The 17247-nt window shown below is 63.1% G+C and carries 16 protein-coding genes and 1 pseudogene; 11 read left to right on the plus strand and 6 right to left on the minus strand.

The features are described 5' to 3' along the window. Positions 1-83: 83 nt before the first annotated feature. The 7 genes from DBZ45_RS13815 (at position 84) to DBZ45_RS13850 (ending at position 6547) form a co-directional block, all read left to right on the plus strand. Positions 84-806, plus strand: a complete 723-nt coding sequence (locus DBZ45_RS13815; protein WP_111904460.1) for an isochorismatase family protein — start codon at positions 84-86, stop codon at positions 804-806. A 1162-nt stretch (positions 807-1968) separates the two neighbouring features. Next, positions 1969-2292 (plus strand): 2Fe-2S iron-sulfur cluster-binding protein, encoded by a 324-nt coding sequence (locus tag DBZ45_RS13825; RefSeq protein ID WP_111904461.1) that lies wholly within the window; start codon positions 1969-1971, stop codon positions 2290-2292. A gap of 87 nt (positions 2293-2379) precedes the next feature. Then, positions 2380-3660, plus strand: a complete 1281-nt coding sequence (locus tag DBZ45_RS13830) for an aromatic ring-hydroxylating dioxygenase subunit alpha (RefSeq protein ID WP_111904462.1) — start codon at positions 2380-2382, stop codon at positions 3658-3660. Between the two features lie 3 nt (positions 3661-3663). Beyond that, positions 3664-4179, plus strand: a complete 516-nt coding sequence (locus tag DBZ45_RS13835; protein WP_111904463.1) for a 3-methyl-2-oxobutanoate hydroxymethyltransferase — start codon at positions 3664-3666, stop codon at positions 4177-4179. Then, complete coding sequence (locus DBZ45_RS13840) at positions 4176-4982, plus strand: 3-methyl-2-oxobutanoate hydroxymethyltransferase (RefSeq protein ID WP_223257080.1); 807 nt, start codon at positions 4176-4178, stop codon at positions 4980-4982. The genes DBZ45_RS13835 and DBZ45_RS13840 overlap by 4 nt, the downstream gene beginning before the upstream one ends. Before the next feature lie 12 nt (positions 4983-4994). Continuing rightward, complete coding sequence (locus tag DBZ45_RS13845) at positions 4995-5843, plus strand: alpha/beta fold hydrolase (RefSeq protein ID WP_111904464.1); 849 nt, start codon at positions 4995-4997, stop codon at positions 5841-5843. Next, positions 5843-6547 (plus strand): 2,3-bisphosphoglycerate-dependent phosphoglycerate mutase, encoded by a 705-nt coding sequence (locus DBZ45_RS13850; protein WP_190243138.1) that lies wholly within the window; start codon positions 5843-5845, stop codon positions 6545-6547. The genes DBZ45_RS13845 and DBZ45_RS13850 overlap by 1 nt, the downstream gene beginning before the upstream one ends. On the opposite strand, the gene DBZ45_RS23680 is transcribed toward DBZ45_RS13850, so the two are convergent. Together DBZ45_RS23680 and DBZ45_RS13860 are read right to left on the minus strand one after the other, a co-directional pair. Next, a complete protein-coding gene (locus DBZ45_RS23680; protein ID WP_190243139.1) occupies positions 6471-6689 on the minus strand; it encodes an RpiB/LacA/LacB family sugar-phosphate isomerase in 219 nt (72 codons plus the stop codon). The two genes, DBZ45_RS13850 and DBZ45_RS23680, sit on opposite strands and share 77 nt — an antisense overlap. A 127-nt stretch (positions 6690-6816) precedes the next feature. Then, complete coding sequence (locus DBZ45_RS13860; protein ID WP_111904467.1) at positions 6817-7764, minus strand: ABC transporter substrate-binding protein; 948 nt, start codon at positions 7762-7764, stop codon at positions 6817-6819. Between the two features lie 99 nt (positions 7765-7863). On the opposite strand from DBZ45_RS13860, the gene DBZ45_RS13865 reads away from it, so the two are divergent. Genes DBZ45_RS13865 through DBZ45_RS13875 form a run of 3 tightly spaced genes read left to right on the plus strand, consistent with a single transcriptional unit; the run spans position 7864 to position 10711 of the window. Then, positions 7864-9012, plus strand: a complete 1149-nt coding sequence (locus DBZ45_RS13865) for a zinc-dependent alcohol dehydrogenase (protein ID WP_111904468.1) — start codon at positions 7864-7866, stop codon at positions 9010-9012. Next, entirely contained in the window at positions 9012-9719 is a 708-nt protein-coding gene (locus DBZ45_RS13870) for a 4-carboxy-4-hydroxy-2-oxoadipate aldolase/oxaloacetate decarboxylase (RefSeq protein ID WP_111904469.1), read from the plus strand. Before DBZ45_RS13865 ends, DBZ45_RS13870 begins: the two co-directional genes overlap by 1 nt. Next, positions 9716-10711, plus strand: coding sequence for an amidohydrolase family protein (locus DBZ45_RS13875; protein WP_111904470.1), 996 nt, complete (start codon positions 9716-9718; stop codon positions 10709-10711). The genes DBZ45_RS13870 and DBZ45_RS13875 overlap by 4 nt, the downstream gene beginning before the upstream one ends. A 91-nt stretch (positions 10712-10802) precedes the next feature. On the opposite strand, the gene DBZ45_RS13880 is transcribed toward DBZ45_RS13875, so the two are convergent. Both DBZ45_RS13880 and DBZ45_RS13885 read right to left on the minus strand, forming a co-directional pair. Beyond that, a complete protein-coding gene (locus DBZ45_RS13880; protein ID WP_111904471.1) occupies positions 10803-12065 on the minus strand; it encodes an NAD(P)/FAD-dependent oxidoreductase in 1263 nt (420 codons plus the stop codon). Positions 12066-12660: 595 nt separating this feature from the next. Continuing rightward, positions 12661-13380: a FadR/GntR family transcriptional regulator gene (locus DBZ45_RS13885; protein WP_317616965.1), complete on the minus strand. Its 720-nt coding sequence runs from the start codon at positions 13378-13380 to the stop codon at positions 12661-12663. A gap of 563 nt (positions 13381-13943) precedes the next feature. On the opposite strand from DBZ45_RS13885, the pseudogene DBZ45_RS13890 reads away from it, so the two are divergent. After that, positions 13944-14509 (plus strand): annotated as a pseudogene (locus DBZ45_RS13890) (recombinase family protein). A gap of 239 nt (positions 14510-14748) precedes the next feature. Here DBZ45_RS13890 and DBZ45_RS13895 read toward each other — a convergent pair. Next, complete coding sequence (locus DBZ45_RS13895) at positions 14749-16152, minus strand: xylulokinase (protein ID WP_111904489.1); 1404 nt, start codon at positions 16150-16152, stop codon at positions 14749-14751. A gap of 1 nt (position 16153) precedes the next feature. Continuing rightward, entirely contained in the window at positions 16154-17125 is a 972-nt protein-coding gene (locus tag DBZ45_RS13900; RefSeq protein WP_111904472.1) for a sugar-binding transcriptional regulator, read from the minus strand. Positions 17126-17247 lie beyond the last annotated feature (122 nt).

Consider the following 17247-nt stretch of genomic DNA (forward strand, 5'->3'; position numbering starts at 1 on the left):
TTTTTGCGCCCTTGTTCTGCGTTGACGGCACGAAGCTCCACCCAAACTGATGAGGAACAACAGTGAATTCTTGGCGAGACGTTATGTCGGATGAATCTTACGAAGCTTTCGACGCGTTCCTAGATCCCACCCCCGTAGTGGGCCAGCGACCGGCGCTTTTAATTATCGATGTAGTAACCGCTTTCCTTGGTGAAGAGGGCCTCTCCCTGGCGGCCTCGCTTGCCGACCGACCCTTGAGTTGCGGGCAAGCTGGATGGTTGGCACTGCCTCGAGTTCGGGCTCTTTTGGAGTGGGCACGTGACCGGGGTTTTCCCGTCATCTACACAGTGGGGGATTCAGATATCCTCGGTGGGGCTTTAAAAACCGCAGTCGATGACAGGCAGACCAGCCGATCAGAGATGGCCGAAATTCCGGACGCGATCACCCCCCTCCCTGGAGAGGCTGTCATCCCTAAGGCCCGTGCCAGCGCCTTCTTCGGGACGCCGTTGACCGCACTGCTGATTCAGCAAAAGGTCGACTCTCTTATCGTCGTGGGATGCACAACGTCCGGTTGCGTACGTGCCACGGTAGTGGACGGACACTCTCTCGGATGGCCGGTCGCCGTCGCCGAAGATGCGTCCTTCGATCGCGCAAAACTAAGCCATGACGTCAGCCTCTTCGAGATGAACGCCAAGTATGCGCAAGTCCTTACCGTCAAGGACATCATTGCCGCTTATGCGGCCTCATCGGATTCCATTTCTCGTGTCCCAAGTAAGACTAAGCGGCCTCCCCTAGACAAGAGCCAGAATCTGACTACAGATTTATAGCGACTACTTCCCGTTAGCCTTTCCCCTCCGTGTTGGTTGCCGTAGCAACCGCGGATCAGGTGACGTCGCGACGTGCGCGGCTCCCCCAGTTGCCGGGCCCGGCGGGCAGGGACAGGACGTCGCGTCGGTTCCCTCTAGGCCGAGGTGGATTATCGTCACAAACTGGGGGTGTGCGAGCGGGCCGCCGGCGCGCCAGGCTCCCTCTTTAACGAATGAGGCGGTGTTGCACCGGGCTCAGGCCCTTAGGCATTGTGGGAGTCTTTCCGTGTTATGCCAGTAGATGTAGTAGTGCAGTGCTGTTTCCAGTGCGTGGGTGTTGACGAAGCAGACACGGGAAGAATTGTTCTTAGGTGCCAGCAGATGTTGTGGGCTCGCCGCGGATGCGACAGTGTCGTTCGAGGTTGTCGTCGCTGACGAGCTTGGTAACTTGCCCGCGGTCCGCTCGATCACAGTGGCCAGGAAATGATGGTTGGCGCCATCGAGGCCCCGGTCCGCGAACTACGCCAGAAGCAGTTCCGCGGTCATTGTAGAGTCGCGGCTGCCTGCCGGAATCACAGGAGCGACTGGACGGGGTGATGTCGTTAAGGAGCTTGTCATGTCGCAGCGTTTGATCCTACCGACTTCCCGGCGGACCTTCACCTGTTTCGGGTAGGGCCGTCGTTCAACTAGCGGGACCGAACCGAGGACCGTTCAAAAGCCCACTCCCCCGGCACGCGGTCCGCGGTTTCCTGCAGGTGGGCGAAGGTGAGCAAGAGCTTCTCAAGCTCTTTTTATCCAGGGCGGTCGCATTGCTCATGGCCGCTGGCTATGGTCGAGGATCCTGCCTGTCGAGCCTTCGAGACGGCTGCTGACTGCGCGACAATGTCCTTACAGCCCTTATCCTCCTCCAGATCTTCCTCCAGTATGGGTCCACCGCAGCGCGCTGGCCTTGGGCGCGCTTGGCGCGGTTGATCACGGGGTCAGTCCGGTCAAAGCCCTTTCACGAGCTACGTTACGACGCGTGCGGTTTGGCTCGACCGTCTTTCGCCGGAATTGAACGAAGGTCCACCACCCTTCCCCCTCGTCATCGTGAATATTGACGTTCGGCAACTCCGCGTCAGAAACCGTTGACAGCCGCGGCTACTGAAGGGCATTATGGTTAGACCATTAGCAGGAGGTTTAGATGGTCAAGATTTCGTATGTCAGTGCCGCGGGCACAACCAATGTCGTTGACGGTGAGACCGGCGACTCGGTGATGTCTGCTGCTCTCCGCAATGGAGTAGCCGGCATCATCGGCGAGTGTGGTGGGAACAACTCCTGCGCTACTTGCCACGTATGGGTACGCGAAGAATTCTGGGACGCCGTCGGGGCCCCAGGCGACATAGAGGCGGACCTGATCGACATGGGCGTCTCTGAGCCGCGCGATTGCAGCCGCCTCGGATGCCAGATTGTGCTCGAAGAGAAACTCGACGGTCTGGTCGTCGACCTGCCCCCCACTCAGCCCTAAATCTCCCACCCGGGTGTTAGGTGCACGTAAAACCCGGACAACAGTGAGTAACTCTCGACTCCGGTCAGGACGAAAGGATCCTTCGCAATGCTGCGTACGGACATTAATGAATTGTTGGCCCAGACGGGTCCGCGAACTCCCATGGGCGACCTGTTCCGCCGCTACTGGCAGCCGGTGCTGCTCGCAGAGGAACTCCCTGAGAACGACTGCCCGCCGGTACGCGTGAAGGTGCTCTCCGAGCGTCTCATCGCCTTCCGTGACTCCGAAGGGCGCTACGGCCTGATGGACGAGTTCTGCGCGCACCGCGGTGTTTCGCTGTGGTTCGGTCGTAACGAAGAAGGCGGCCTGCGCTGCCCGTACCACGGCTGGAAGTACGATGTCACCGGCCAAGCCGTCGCGGTCCCGAGCGAGCCGACGACGAGCAACTTCTGCGCCAACGTCAAGCTGAAGTCCTACCCGATGGTCAAGCGAGGCGACGTGCTCTTCGCTTACCTTGGCGACCCTGCCGCTCAGCCGCCGCTGCCTGAGTGGGAAGCCTACACCGTTCCGGACGGCCAGGTCTTCACCTCAAAGCGCCTGCAGGAGTGCAACTGGCTCCAGGCTCTTGAGGGCGGCATCGACTCGAGCCATGTCACCTTCCTGCACGGCGGCAACTTGGAAAGCGACCCGCTCTTCAAGGGATCCAAGGGCAACGAGTACAACAAGGGCGATCTCAAGCCCTTCTTTGAGGTGGTCGACTCCGAAGGCGGCCTGCTGATCGGCGCCCGCCGCAACGCTGAAGAAGGTAAGTACTACTGGCGCGTGACACCGTGGGTACTGCCGAACTTCACGATGGTTCCCCCGCGTGGCGACCACCCCGTCCACGGTCACTTCTGGGTGCCGATCGACGACGACAACTGCTGGGCATACAGCTTCGACTACCACCCCACCCGCCAGCTCACCGAAGCCGAGGTCGCTGCGATGCGCGCCGGTAAGGGCGTCCACAGCGCGAACGACCCGTCCTATCGCCCGCTGGCGAACAAGGACAACGACTACCTGATGGACCGTGAGTCCCAGAAACGCGGCGAAAACTACTCGGGCATCGAGGGGATCGCGCTTCAGGACTCCTCGCTGCAGGAGTCAATGGGCCCCCTCGTCGACCGGACCAAGGAACGCCTCGTCGCCACCGACGCCGGCATCATCAAGGCGCGCCAGAAACTCTACAAGGCGGTCAAAGCGCTGCAGGACGGCGTCGAGCCCACAGGCAACCGCGCCAAGGACCAGAAGGTTCGCTCGGTAGCGATCGTGCTCCCGGCCGATCAGTCCTTCGTCGAGGGCATCGGCGAAGCCATGGTCGCCGAACCTGCCAAGCCGCACACCTCGGTCTGAGCCATGTCTGACCACGATCACGACCACGCGACTGGTCCGCGCTCGGTGCCGTCTGGCCCGAGCTCGTGCGCTGAGGCTGCGACCGCCAAGGAAGCGGCCTACCGAATCGACTACCCTCTCTCGGCCGCGCGGAACACCCGCGTCGTCGCCCTCGACGACGAGGCGGAGCGAATCATTCGCTCCGCGGCGTTGCTTGAGTGGGGTCAGGCTCGTTTCTTCTCCATAACCGACCCGGGCGAGGTGCTGGCCGAGGTAGACGGCTCGAACGTGCCCCTGGATGAGGTCATGACCGACACCAACACGGTGGTCATGGTGGCCAGTTCCGGCGAGAACGCGACGGCGGTCGCCGCCATCGGTGACCTCGCCCGTGAACGCGGCATCATGACGGCAGGACTGGTCGTCACCCCGGGTGCGCTCACCAGTGACGCCCTCTTCCACCTCCGTCCCCACGCCCGGATTCTGCTGGTCCCGGCGGAAGAAGACGATCTGATTGAACTGCTCAGGGCCACCCGCGCATGAGCACCATGACCATCCCCCAGCTCCAAGCCATGAAGACGGCCGGCCGGAAGAGTGCGTGCATCGTCGCATGGGACTACCAGATGGCACGCATCGCCGACCGAGCTGGCGCGGACATCATTTCCGTGGGCGACTCCGTAGGCGTCAACCTGTGGGGCCAGTCCCATCCGTTGGAGATCACCATGGAGGAGATCCTCGTGGCCGCCAAGGCGGTGCGGCGTGGCGTCGACAACGCGCTCATGAGCTGCGACTTCCCCTTCGGCCCCCTTCAGGAGGGTGTCAAAGAGGCTGTCAGTGCAGCCATCCGGCTCGCGAAAGAGGCCGGCATTGATCTCGTCAAGCTCGACGGCGCCGCCGACTTCCCCGAGGCGGTCGAGGCCGTCACACGCGCCGGGGTGCCCGTCTTTGCGCAGTTCGGTATCACACCGCAGACGGCACTCAAGTACGGCGTCGCGTATTCACAGGCCGAAGGCGCCCTGGTCCCGGACGAGATGGTGGAGCAGTTCGTCACTGAGGCCAAGCGGCTCGAATCCGCGGGTGCCGTCGCGCTCAACTTCACGAATTCAGGTCCCGTGGTGGGGCCAGCAGTGGTAGACGCCGTTTCCGTCCCGGTGCTCGGCGGTTTCGGCGGAGGACCCTGGCTTGACGGCCGGATCCGGATGTCCACCGCCGCAATCGGCTACAACGCCAACTGGATCGACAAGGAACCCACCACCTACGCCAACGTGGGGCGCGTTGCCTATGACGCCCTCACCGAGTGCATCGCCGATATTCGCGGGGCGCGGCATCTCCGCGGCCAAGGTTAATAGGAGCCAGTCATGCCCGTTATCGAAATTGATGGAATCACCACGCGCTACGAAACGGTGGGTGGCGGCCCGCCGCTGCTGATGTTCAGCCCGGGCGGATTCGACTCCACCCTGGAAAACTGGACCACTTTCGGCCGCTACCGCGACCTTGGCTTCGTTGATGCACTCAAGGACAGTTACACCTGTGTGGTCTTTGACCGGCGCGAGTCCGGACAGTCCGGCGGTCGAGTGGAGCGCCTCACCTGGGACCGTTATGTGACCCAGGCGCTGGGGCTCATCGATCACCTCGGCTACGACACCGTCCACACCATGGGCGGCTGTGTCGGATGCTCGACGGCGGCCGCACTCGCCGTGCAGCACCCGGAACGCGTTCGCAGCATGGTGCTGTTCTCTCCTGCCGGTGGACCGCAGTACCGCATGGGCCAGCACCACCGCTTCACCCAGCACCTCGCTTTCGCGATGGAGCACGGCATGCAGGCCGTCGTCGAGTTGGCCCGTTCCAGCACCGCCGGATTCAGCAAGGACCCACGCGTCGGGCCCTGGGCGGCGCCGCTGCGCAGCAGCGAGGAGTTCGCGGCGGCTTACGCAGCCATGGACGTGAAGAAGTACGAACTGATGGTTAGCGGAACCGTGCGGGGTCTCTTCGACCGGGACACGGTGCCGGGCGTCGAGGCCGAGGATCTCATGACCCTCCACGTGCCCGGTCTGATCGTTCCGGGTCAGGACAGTTCCCACGCACCATCCGCCGCGCGCTACCTCGAAGAATGCCTCCCCGTTCACGAGTACTGGGACGTTCCCGTTGTCGAACAGACTGCGGAAACGGCCCCCGCCCGGATTCGGGCGTTCCTCGAGCAGCACTGATGCCCCGCCTCGTGCTGCTGCGCCACGGTGAGAGCGTCGCGAACGCCGACGATGTATTCGCCGGTTGGCTCGACGTTTCCCTCACCGAGCGCGGCCGCACCGAGGCGCGCGCCGCCGCCGGGAGGCTTGCGGGGCTGTGTCCCGACACGGTGCACACCTCCGTTCTCGCACGTGCGGTGGAAACGGCCCGCCTGCTGATCGAGGAAGCCGGCTGGGACCTGGCGCCGAGCGCGCACTGGCGCCTGAATGAGCGGCATTATGGAGCCCTCCAGGGCCTGGTAAAGGACGAAGCCCGGGCGCACTTCGGCGCTGGAAAAGTTCAAGGGTGGCGTCGCGGCATCGACGCCCGACCGCCCCAAGCAGACGACGCCGTACTAGCCGCTCAGCGCGCCGATCCGCGCTACGCCGCGCTTCCTGAAGCGGCGGCCATTGCCGGGGAGAGCCTTGCGGATGTCGTAGAACGCATGACACCATACTGGCGCAATTTCTTGACCCCGGAACTCGCCGCGGACCGAACCGTGGTAGTGGTGGGGCATGGCAACGCGCTGCGGGCCCTGATGCACCTATGCACGGGGGCGCCCCTGGATGAGACCGGCTCCATCGAGCTGGGCACCGCGGTCCCGGTCACTATTCAGGCGCAGCTTCTAGCTCCATCCGAGTTCGCTGATCATCCCCACGCCGTCTGCGTGCTACCCGCCCCCTAAACCGTGTTTCCAGGCACAGTTCCGCCAGAGCCAGCGCTTGATCGTCGCCGAGGACTTTGCTGCCGAGGACCATGACGTTCGCCTCATTGTTGCCCCGCGAGATCTCCACCGCGAAGCGGCTGCAGGTGAGGCCCGCGCGCACCCCCCCGAATCTTGACGACGAGGCCGGGGCGCCCGTGAGCCCCGCCGTCGAACGTTCATGGCCACGCTCGCCGAGCCACGGGAGCAGCTGAGCCTCGAGCTGAATACGTCGTGGTCGGCTTGGGGACTTAGCCAATGAGCCCGCGAACGGACTCCGCGAAGAGCTCCTCCACCTTCACGGGCTTGGTCAGGATGTGCTGCTTGCTTGCCTGTTCGATGAGGTCCACGAGCACAGCACGGTTGGGTTCGATGCCGTACGGGAGCGGATCGTCCCAGCCCGTGGTCTCGAGCACCTCCAGGTGCAGTCGGTCCGCAGAATCGGGCTCGGCGATCGCACCGGCCTTGAGGTCGGCCACGTACTGACGCTTGGACTCGGCAAAGGCCTCGAACACGGCCATCGCTACATCAGGGTGGGCCTCGAGGACCTCGTCCCTGATGACCACAAGGTGGTTGATCGGGTAGAGGCCTGTTTCGCGCAAGGCAGCGAGGGCGACGTCGTTCGCGTTGGGGATGAGCGGGGCAAGATCAGGGCAGTCGCTCTTGACGCCGATCGCGGCCTCGAGCTCGCCGTCGAGCACCATCTGCTCGAGAGTCTTGCCAGCGGGGGCGGAAGTGACGTTCGACGGCGGTGTGTACGCCTCCACGTGCTCGTCGCCGGAGCGGACCCACGTGACGGAGTCGAGGTCAAGGCCGTACTGATTTTCCATAATCGAGCGGGCCCAGACGCCGGTGGTCACGGTGTAGCCGCGGTTCACGCCGACGCGCTTGCCCACGAGCTGTCCGGGATCGGTGATGTCCGAACCGCGGCGGACCACGATCGCGTTGTGGTGGAATCCGCGGACCAGGAAGATCGGCAGGGCGGTGAACTTCACGCCGTGTTCCCTGGCGGTGAGGTAGGTGGTGAGCGCCATTTCGCTGACGTCGAAGGCAAGCTCGCGGACCATGCGGCGGAATCCCTTGACGAGGACGGGCACCTCCTCGAAGTCGAGGAAGTAGCCTTCAGGGGCAATCGTACCGTCCTTGACACGGCTGTTATTCCCTTGGGTTCGGCTGAGAGCGGAAAGCTGGACGGACATACGGCCTCCGGTGAGGTCTAGTGAGGGTCAGTACTTGCATGGTAGATTGGACTAACCATTTTGCCAAGGCCTGTGGGCCGTGCTCGAGGGAGCCAGTAGATGTCTGAGAAGGTGCTTGCGGCGGTCCGGGTTGCTCCGGGAACCACCGAAATGCGCGAATTTGACCGGCCGAATATCGACGATGAGTCGGCCCTGTTGAGGATCGAGGTCGCAGGAATCTGCGGCACGGATGTGAAGCTTTATTCCAAACCACCCAGGACCCCGGCCACGCAGGGCCCGGTGATCATGGGCCATGAAAACGTCGGCGTCATCGTGGAGGCCGGCGAAAAGTTCAAGAAGCGCCAAGGACTCGAAGAAGGCGATCGCGTCTTCGTGGAGCACTATGTTGCCTGCTTCAGCTGCGAGTGGTGCCGCATTGGTGAATACCGCCACTGTGAGGCCACTGACTGGCGCACCAACGCGGACGCGCGCCGTTTCGGATACACCTCCGCTCACTTCCCCGGAACTCTCTGGGGCGGATTCTCGGAATACATGTATCTGCCGTGGAACGCGGTGCTCCACAAGATCCCGGAAACCGTAACCGCGGAAGAAGCCGGCTTGGTCATGCCGCTATCCAACGGCATCGAATGGGCGCTCCTTACCGCCGGTGTCGGCTACAACGACACCGTGCTGATCCAAGGTCCCGGCCAGCAGGGCCTTGCCCAACTTGTTGCCGCGAAAACCGCCGGCGCTGCCCAGGTGATCGTCTCCGGCACCACGCGTGACAAAGCCCGTTTCGAGCTGGCCAAGGAACTCGGCGCCGATGAGGTCATCGACGTTCTCACCGAGGACCCGCGCGAGAAGATCATGGATCTGACCAACGGCCGGGGCCTGGACTTCGTGCTCGACTGCACCTCCCGCGCCGGAACCGCTCCGGTGCTGCTCGGCGTCGACGTCCTCAAGCGCCGCGAGGGCACACTGCTCATCCAGGGCGAGCTGGCGGCTTTCCCCGATTTCCCGGTCAAGCAGGTTACCGAGAAGGCCATCACCATCAAATCGGCCCGCGGCCACTCTTTCAACGCCTGCGAACTTGCGGTGGCTCAGCTCGCCTCCCACCGTTATCCGTTGGAAAAGCTCGCCACGCACCGCTACGGCATCGACCAAGTGGACCACGCCATCCGCGTGCTCGCCGGCGAAACCGATGAGGATGCCATCCACGTCTCGATGATGCCCGAAATGATCGGCCAGCCCGGCGGAGCGGTGCGCTGATGGCCGGCCTTGTTGTGACTAACCCGCCGCGTGCCGAACGGGACATTGTGGACGCCTTCGCCAGCTACGGTGTCGCCACCATTCATGAGGCCCAGGGTCGCGAGGGCCTGCTCGGCTCGCACATCAACCCGGTGCAGGCGGGAGCCCGGATCGCCGGCAACGCCGTCACCGTCACGGTCGCCCCGGGCGACAACACCACCATCGGCGTTGCGGTGGAGCAATGCACCGACGGCGACGTGCTGGTTGTCGCGCCCACCGCGCCGTGCGATATGGGCTACTTCGGCGACCTCCTTGCCACCTCGCTCAAAGCACGCGGCGTGCGAGGACTCGTCATCGAAGCAGGGGTCCGGGATGTGGCCGATCTTCAGGAGATGGGCTTCCCGGTATGGTCCAAAGCCGTCTCGGCCGAGGGCACCGGCAAGGGAACCCTTGGCGACATCAACGTCCCCATCTCGATCGCCGGTCGGCTTGTTAACCCCGGTGACGTGGTGATCGCCGACGACGACGGCGTCGTCGTCGTGCCTCGCCACAAGGCAGCCGAGGTACTCGCCGCCTCGAAGGCGCGCGACGAGAAGGAAGCAAAGGCACGTGCGCGGTACCAGGCTGGCGAGATCGCCTTGGACGTCAACAACATGCGTCCGTTGATTGAAAAGGCTGGCGTCCATTACGTCTCTTACGAGGACTGGACCCAGGAGGCTCAGAAGTGATCATCGACATCCACGGCCACTACACCACGGAGCCTGCACAGCTGTTCGCCTTCCGTAAGGCCCAGCTCGCCGGGGAGAACGGCACGCTTGCGGCGATCAGCGACGACGAGCTTCGCGAAAGCGTTGAGCCGAACCAGCTGCGTGTGCTGCGGGAGCGCGGCGGTGACCTCATGGTCTTCTCCCCGCGGGCTTCGGGCATGGAACATCACGTCCCGGATGCCGGGACCGCGAACGGCTGGGCGCAGGCCTCGAACGACCTGGTGCATCGAGTAAGTGAGTTGTACCCGGAGCACTTCGCGCCGATGGCCCAGCTGCCACAGACGCCGGAGGGCAACCGTACTGGGGTCATTGCCGAGCTGCGACGCACGGTTACCGAGCTTGGCTTCGTGGGCGCGAACCTCAACCCGGATCCTTCAGGGACCTGGGCGGGAAAGCCCCTGACGGACGAGTCCTGGTTTGACCTCTACGAGGTCATCCAGGAACTGGACATCCCCGTCATGATCCACGTTTCCACGGCATGCAATCCGAACTTCCATACGCTCGGGGCGCACTATCTGAACGCGGACACAAGCGTTTTCATGCAGCTGCTGCAGTCGGACCTCTTCCAGCGTTTCCCGGGACTGCGTTTCGTGATCCCGCACGGCGGCGGCGCCACCCCGTACCACTGGGGCCGTTACCGGGGCCTGTCAATGCGTAACGGCTGGCAGGATCCCTCCGAGCTGCTGAAGAACGTCTTCTTCGACACCGCTGTATACCACCAGCCGGGCATCGACCTGCTGACCCGCGTTGTCCCGTCCCGCAACATCCTCTTCGCTTCCGAGATGCTCGGTGCCGTGCGTGGCGCGGACCCGGAGACCGGGGTGGAGTGGGACAACACCCTGGTCTACGTCAAGAGTGCCGGTCTGTCTGACGAGAATGAACGCCGGATCCTTCTCGAGAACGCCCTTGAGGTCTATCCGGGACTGGCCGCGCGCGTTCCCGCAGCTTCCTGAGCCGAGAATCCCGACAATAACGACGGGCCCCTCACCTCCGCGGAGGTGAAGGGCCCGTCCTTGCTGAGTGGCGCACAGGCTGCCGGGTGGATCAGACTGCCGGGGCCGCCACGAGGTCCTTGAGCGATATGTTCGTGTCTCCGGCGAGCTCAGCGGGAATGGTGCCGCCGGTGCCGAGGAGTTTACGGACCGCCATGTAGTCACGCGGGGCATTGATGGAGTCGATCGCGATCAGACGTCCGGCAGTGTAGTAGAGAACCGAGAACTGCTCCGTGTCCGGCTCGCCACGGACAACGACTTCGTCGTATCCGGTGGAGAGGCCGGCGATCTGGAGCTTGAGGTCCGCCTGGTCTGACCAGAACCACGGCACGGCGGCCTGGCCCTGCGGGCGTCCCACGAGCGTTGCTGCGGCGATCTGCGCCTGAGCAATCGCGTTCTGGACCGACTCAATGCGGTGGCGGCCCTCGCCGGTAAGAGGGTGAGGAAGCGTGGCGCAGTCACCAGCGGCCACGATGTTCGGGTTGCTCGTGCGTGCCAGCGCGTCCACGACGATTCCGCGATCAATCTCCAGGCCGAGCTTCGCGGCGAGATCGGTATGCGCCGCGAGTCCGATGCCCACGAGGACGATGTCGGCTGGCAGCACCGTGCCGTCGGTGATGCGGACGCCGGTCACGGTGTTCTGCGCGTTGCCCTCGATGGCGTCGATGCCGGTGGACAGGAGCACCTTGGTGCCGCGGCGCTGGTGCGCTGCCAGGTAGAACGCCGAGACCTCCGGGGCCACGGCTCGGCCCAGAAGCCGATCGGCGACGTCGACCACGGTTACGTCCTTCCCAGCAGCCGTCGCGGCGGCAGCCGCCTCTAGCCCGATGAACCCCCCACCGATGACGACGACATTCGACGCCGCCTCCAAGCGGCTACGCAGATCATCAGCGTGCGCAATATCGCGCAGCACGCAAACGCCGTCGAGATCGGCGCCGCGAATCGGGAGCCGGCGCGGCGTGCCACCCACGGCGAGTGCGAGTCGCCCGAAGGGGATCTTCTCTCCCGTGCTGGTGACGGCGGCGCCGCTGCCCGAGCCTGGGGCGTCAAGCTCGATGTTCTCGATGTGGGTGGAGAGGCGTAATTCGATCCGCTTCTCGGTGTACCAGTCCAGTGAGCGGAAGCCGAGGGACTCGACCGTTGTCTTGCCAGCCAAGTAGGCCTTGGAGAGTGGCGGGCGCTGATACGGGGCGATGTCTTCGTTGCCGACCAGGATGATGGGATCGATGTCACCGAATTCGCGCAACGACGTTGCAATCTGCAAGCCGGCCTGGCTGGCGCCGACGATGAGGGTTCCGGAAGCGGAGATGGTCATTTAGTCCTCCTTGGTTAGTCCATTATACCTTACCGGCGCTGGGTCCCCTTGGCGAGAGTCGAGTGCATCGAGGTGCAGACTTTTGGGAACGTTAGGGGGTGGCCAGTGCCTGAATTTATGGCTGCGGCCAGGTGTTCGTATGAGAATGCAGATTGAGAAGTTCTGAGGGCTCGCACTCGCGCGACCCTTGCTTGCGGCGAGTTCGTGGAATTGGGCCAGACGCGACGGGCTACACGGCACTTACGATCTTCGGAAAAAGAACGTCCACTTGGTGGTCTTCTCAAGAGCACGGGGGGCACGTGGCCTATACCGGTTTGAGCTGGTTAGCCTCCGGCGCCGTTGGCCCGCCGATCTCGAACACGGTTCCACAATGGGCGCACGACGCGGCCCGCTGGAAGATATCGGGGGATGCGTAGACGTGCCGGCCGAGGCCACGGCACCGACATAGACCCGCCTGGGGGCGATCTTCCCCGCCCCGACTCGCAGCACTCATCAACAGCGCCTATCGCGCCTGGGCCCCCTGGTAATACCCGGTGCGGTGACTTTCCCTGCTCACCGTTAGGATTCCAGGGAAGATTCTTTGTCCGGCGCCGCCTTAGGGGGTGGGTGTGCGAACGCGCTCGGCAGTCCGGCTGAGGTGCTCAGTCATGACCGTCCGTGCCGCTTCCACGTCGCGAGCTTCGATGGCCTCGGCAAGCCTGCGGTGCTCTGCAACGCCCTGCTGGCCCATGGGCGCGGAAATGTGCGATTCCTCGAGCGACATTCGCATGGGACCGTTGAAGCTCTGCATCAGCATCTCGATCGCTGGGTTATGGGTGCACTGTGCGATCCGGGTATGGAACGCCGCGGAGTGCTCCACATTGTACTGACCCGCCTTAACAGCCTGCTCGGCCTCCTCGACCATCGCAAAAAGAGCCCCGATGTCCTCCTCCGTAGCTCGCTCAACCGCCAGGGGCAGGGTACCGAGCTCGACGATGAAGCGCGCTTCGGTGACGTTGTGCGCCGTGACAGGCGCGAGCGAAATGAGGTCGGCCAGGCCCACGCCGAGTCGCTCGGCAGTAGGGCTGGTGAGGAAGGCGCCGCCATGAGAGCCGACGCGGATGGTGAGGAGCCCGTTAGTCTCAAGCACCCGTAATGCCTCGCGGACAGTCACACGACTGACGTTAAAACGCTGGCACAACTCGCGTTCACTGGGCAGCCGATCGCCCGGCTGCAACTTACCCCCACGAATGAGAACTTTGATCTGGTCGACTATGACCTGGGAAGCCCGGTCAACGCTGACGGGGAGGAACATGTCCGAGGTGTTGGTGGCCATTGTTCCCCTGTCGACCGTCAATCAGACGGCTTGGCGTTTGGCGATGCGATCAGAACAAAAAACTCGGTCTCCCGAGTTAACGACGAGATAAAAAGCTTTGGTGTAATGATACAACATTGGAATAATGGACAGACTCTTCTCGCACCAGCAGTCTTCCACCTCGCGCCGAGACTTATCAATCGGACGGACACCAGGGCGCGTCCAATCCGCTTCCTTCCTTACCGCTGGCCGGTGCGGTTAGTGATCCCCGCACTGTGGTGCTCTACACAATCCTTCAATGCAACCAATTCGCCAAGCACCACTAAGCAACGCACAGAATTGTCCGCCACCCGTGTCATATCCTTGGTGTTTAACCCCAGGACCGATGGGCGCGTCTAACAGATGCTGGCTGCTTTCCCTCACCGATGCAGTTCGATCGCGGTGCAATGGCGATTCGACCACAAGGCTGGCCGCTTCTCTGTTCAGCTTCCGGTTGGACTACGCCCACCCTGACATCACTCTTGACCTGCTCCACTAGAGGCCATAGAACTTAGGCTGACAGCTCGACGAGTTTAGAGGCATCAGTGGCTGGACAGCGAATCGGCTACGTGCGGGTGAGCACCCTCGACCAGAACGAGAAACACCAGCTCGAAGGCCAGGTTCTGGATCGGGTCTTCACGGACAAAGCCTCGGGCAGGGACACGTCCAGACCGGAGCTAACGGAGCTGCTGCGGTTCGCCCGTCACGGGGACACAGTCGTCGCGCACACCATGGACCGGCCCGCCCGCAACCTCGATGGCCTACGCGCCCTCGTCCAAGGCCTCACCCGCAAATGAGTGCGGGTGGAGTTCCTCAAGGAGAATCTGGTGTTCACCGGCGAGGACTCCCCCATGGCCAACCTCATGCTCTCCGTCATGGGGCCTTTGCCGAATTCGAATGCTCCCTGATCCGGGAGCGGCAGCGGGAAGGCATCGCCCTGGCCAAGCAGCGCGGCCCCTACAAGGGACGGAAAAAGACGCTCACCCCGGAACGGGCGGCCGAGCTGGTGCAGCGGGCAGCAAATGGAATTCCCAAATCCGTCCTCGCGACCGACTACGGCATCAGCCGGGAGACGGTGTACCAGTACCTGCGCCAGGCCAATCTTCCCTAAAGCCCTCCCCTGCCAACCCGGCCAGCCACTAGCACATAGCTGGGAGGCGCAGGTTTACGGAATCACGATTATCGGCGTTCAATCAACGGGAGTAGAAGTACCTGCAAGAACTCCCGTCCAGTGCAGAGTCTTCGCGCATAGATCGCGGCCGCAGAGTTGAGGTGGATGAGAGCCGATATTATGACAAGCTGCACACTGCGTATCTCATGAGATGAGTCATTCAGACGCACTCCCGCGAATTAGAGGAGCTCAGAGCCGTAAAGGGCTGCGCCGGTTGACTTGTGTCTGTTTCTGACGTCTCCGGCCCATTCAACATCTTCTGACGGATCCAGGAAGGTACGTTTAGGACGGGGCCAGTCGGGTAGTTCGCCTGTGAGTGCCCATGCTGCCTGCCGCGCGGCTCCCAGGGCTGCGTATTCGCGAGGTTCGGGCCAGCCAACCTGCCGGCCCGTCAGATCAGAAACCGCCTGTCTTAGCGCCATGGAGCGTGACCCCCCACCGATGAGGGTGACACGCTGAACGCTAAGGCCGGCCCGGGCCAGGTCATCAATGGCATCAGCGATAGCGCAGGCAAGACCGAGCACGGCGGCGCGGGCTAGGTTCTCTGGGGTCATGGATTGGCGGGTGAGCCCGACCAGGGCACCTCGCGAGGCCGGAAACAATGGAGTTCGTTCGCCATCCAGGTAGGGCAAAAAGCACAGTCCCTGGGCATCTGGGGGGGCCCCGGCGGCGAGCATGTCCAGTTCGTCAAGGCTTAGACGGAGCATTCTGGCGGTGGAGTTAAGTGTCCGCGCTCCGTTTAGGGTCGCGACAATGGGCAATTGGGCGCCGGCAGCGTCCGCCATGTCTGCGACGTGCCCGGCAGGGTCGGTAACGTGCATGGTGTCGGACATGGACACGGTCATGCTTGTGCCAATAGACACCACCGCTTCACCTGGCTCCGCGCCAAGACCGAACACGGCCGCTGCATTGTCCCCACAGCCGGCACCAACGACCACCCCGGACCTGGTGATGCCCGCACGCTCGCCGGGTTCCAGAACGCGCGGCACTTCCGGCGCCCTCCCGAAGGCGAATTCCATGATGTCTTCGCGGTAGCCAGCGCCGGTTGAGGTCCAGTATCCGGTTCCCGAGGCATCGGAACGGTCCGTAGTCGGCTCGGCTTTTGCCCCCAGCAGCTGCCAGGTCAGCCAGTCGTGGGGAATCATGACCTTCCGGAGCCGGCCGGCGGTCTCCGGATGAGCGCGGGCGAGCCAGCGCAGCTTTGACACCGGGTGAGCCGCGGTGGGGACCAGGCCCAGCTCTCTGACCCATCGTTCCTGGCCGTATTCGTGCCGGAGGTCGAGTGCGGATTGGGTGGCTCGGTGGTCGTTCCACAGGATCGCGTCGTACACGGGCTCATTGTCTTTGTTCAGCAGAATCGTCGAATGCTGCTGAGCGGTAATGGACACGGCTTTGACGCCGCGCAGGGACGCCGCGCCGACGCCCGTGAAGGCGTCCCACCAGTGGCGGGGGTCGAGGGCGGTTCCATCGGGATGCGGCAGAGCCGTGGATCTGCGCACTTCCCCCGTCGTCACATCGACGGTGATGTACTTGCAGCTTTGCGTCGAGGAGTCGACGCCGGCCACGAGGATTGGTCTCGCCATCTCAGCCGCCAAGGAGTCGTTCAGCAGTGGCGCTGTCGGTCACCAAACCGTGAAGGAGCCCGGAAGCCAACACCGCGCGGATCGCACGGGTCTTCGTGGCGCCGCCGGCGGCCGCAAGGACGGTAGGTATGGCACGCCATTGCTGCTCGGAGATCGCGATGCACCGGTCATCAATGTCGTGGATGACGTCACCCGTATCGGTAATCAGTGTTGCACCGAATTCTGCGACAACCCCTCTGGCCAGCAATTTTTCGCGGTCGGCAGGATCCAGTGCACGGTTCTTCATCATCTGGGAGTTTTCCGGCTTCCACGAACCGATCGCCCCGACCGCGATGGTGACGCGCGGGAACTGTTCAAATGTCTGGCTCGTGTCCGGCTGTCGGCGCACTCCCAAGGCGGTCTGGGCATCGCTCATCACCAGGGGTGAATAGATGGTCCAGGGCCGGACTCCTGCAATGGTGCTGATGCGGCGCATGATTTCGAGCCCAGTCTCCTGGATGGGACCTGCGACTCCTGCGAGCTGCACAACGTCGCATTTCGGCAAGCTGGACAGTGAACGCGCCATAGCGCTGAGGGTGCGCCCGGAGGTGAGACCGAGAACGTCGTTGTCGGTGAGGATTTCGCTCAACAAATCCCCGGCAGTGGCGCCCAGCTTCGCCTGGAGGACGTCATCCGCTTCCGAGGGTACGTCGACCACTATCGAATGCTGCAGAGCGAAACGCTCTTTCAACTGAACGGAGAGGTCCAACCGCACACCTGATGGACTCTGGATGTCGATGCGAACAATCCCTGAACTCATCGCTTCATCCAGCAGCCTGCCGACTTTGAAACGGCTCAGGCCAGTTTCGTTGGCTATTTCGACGCGGGTCTTGTTCTGCAGGTAGTGCTGCGTCGCTATATAGGCGATCTGCACTTGCCTGCCCGGGCCTGGGGCCTGTGCCATGAACATCTCCTCCTGGATCGATTTGAGCACAGTTTCCCCTCAAATGTTAGGGACGCTCTTCTGAGCAGACCTATTACTTTTTTACGGGACCGCTCATGTGAGCACGTTGTATTCACTTCTGCGCAAGTTCATCGTAGAGTGATTACGCCCAC

This window comes from Arthrobacter globiformis (assembly GCF_003261175.1).
Classification (GTDB): domain Bacteria; phylum Actinomycetota; class Actinomycetes; order Actinomycetales; family Micrococcaceae; genus Arthrobacter; species Arthrobacter globiformis_A.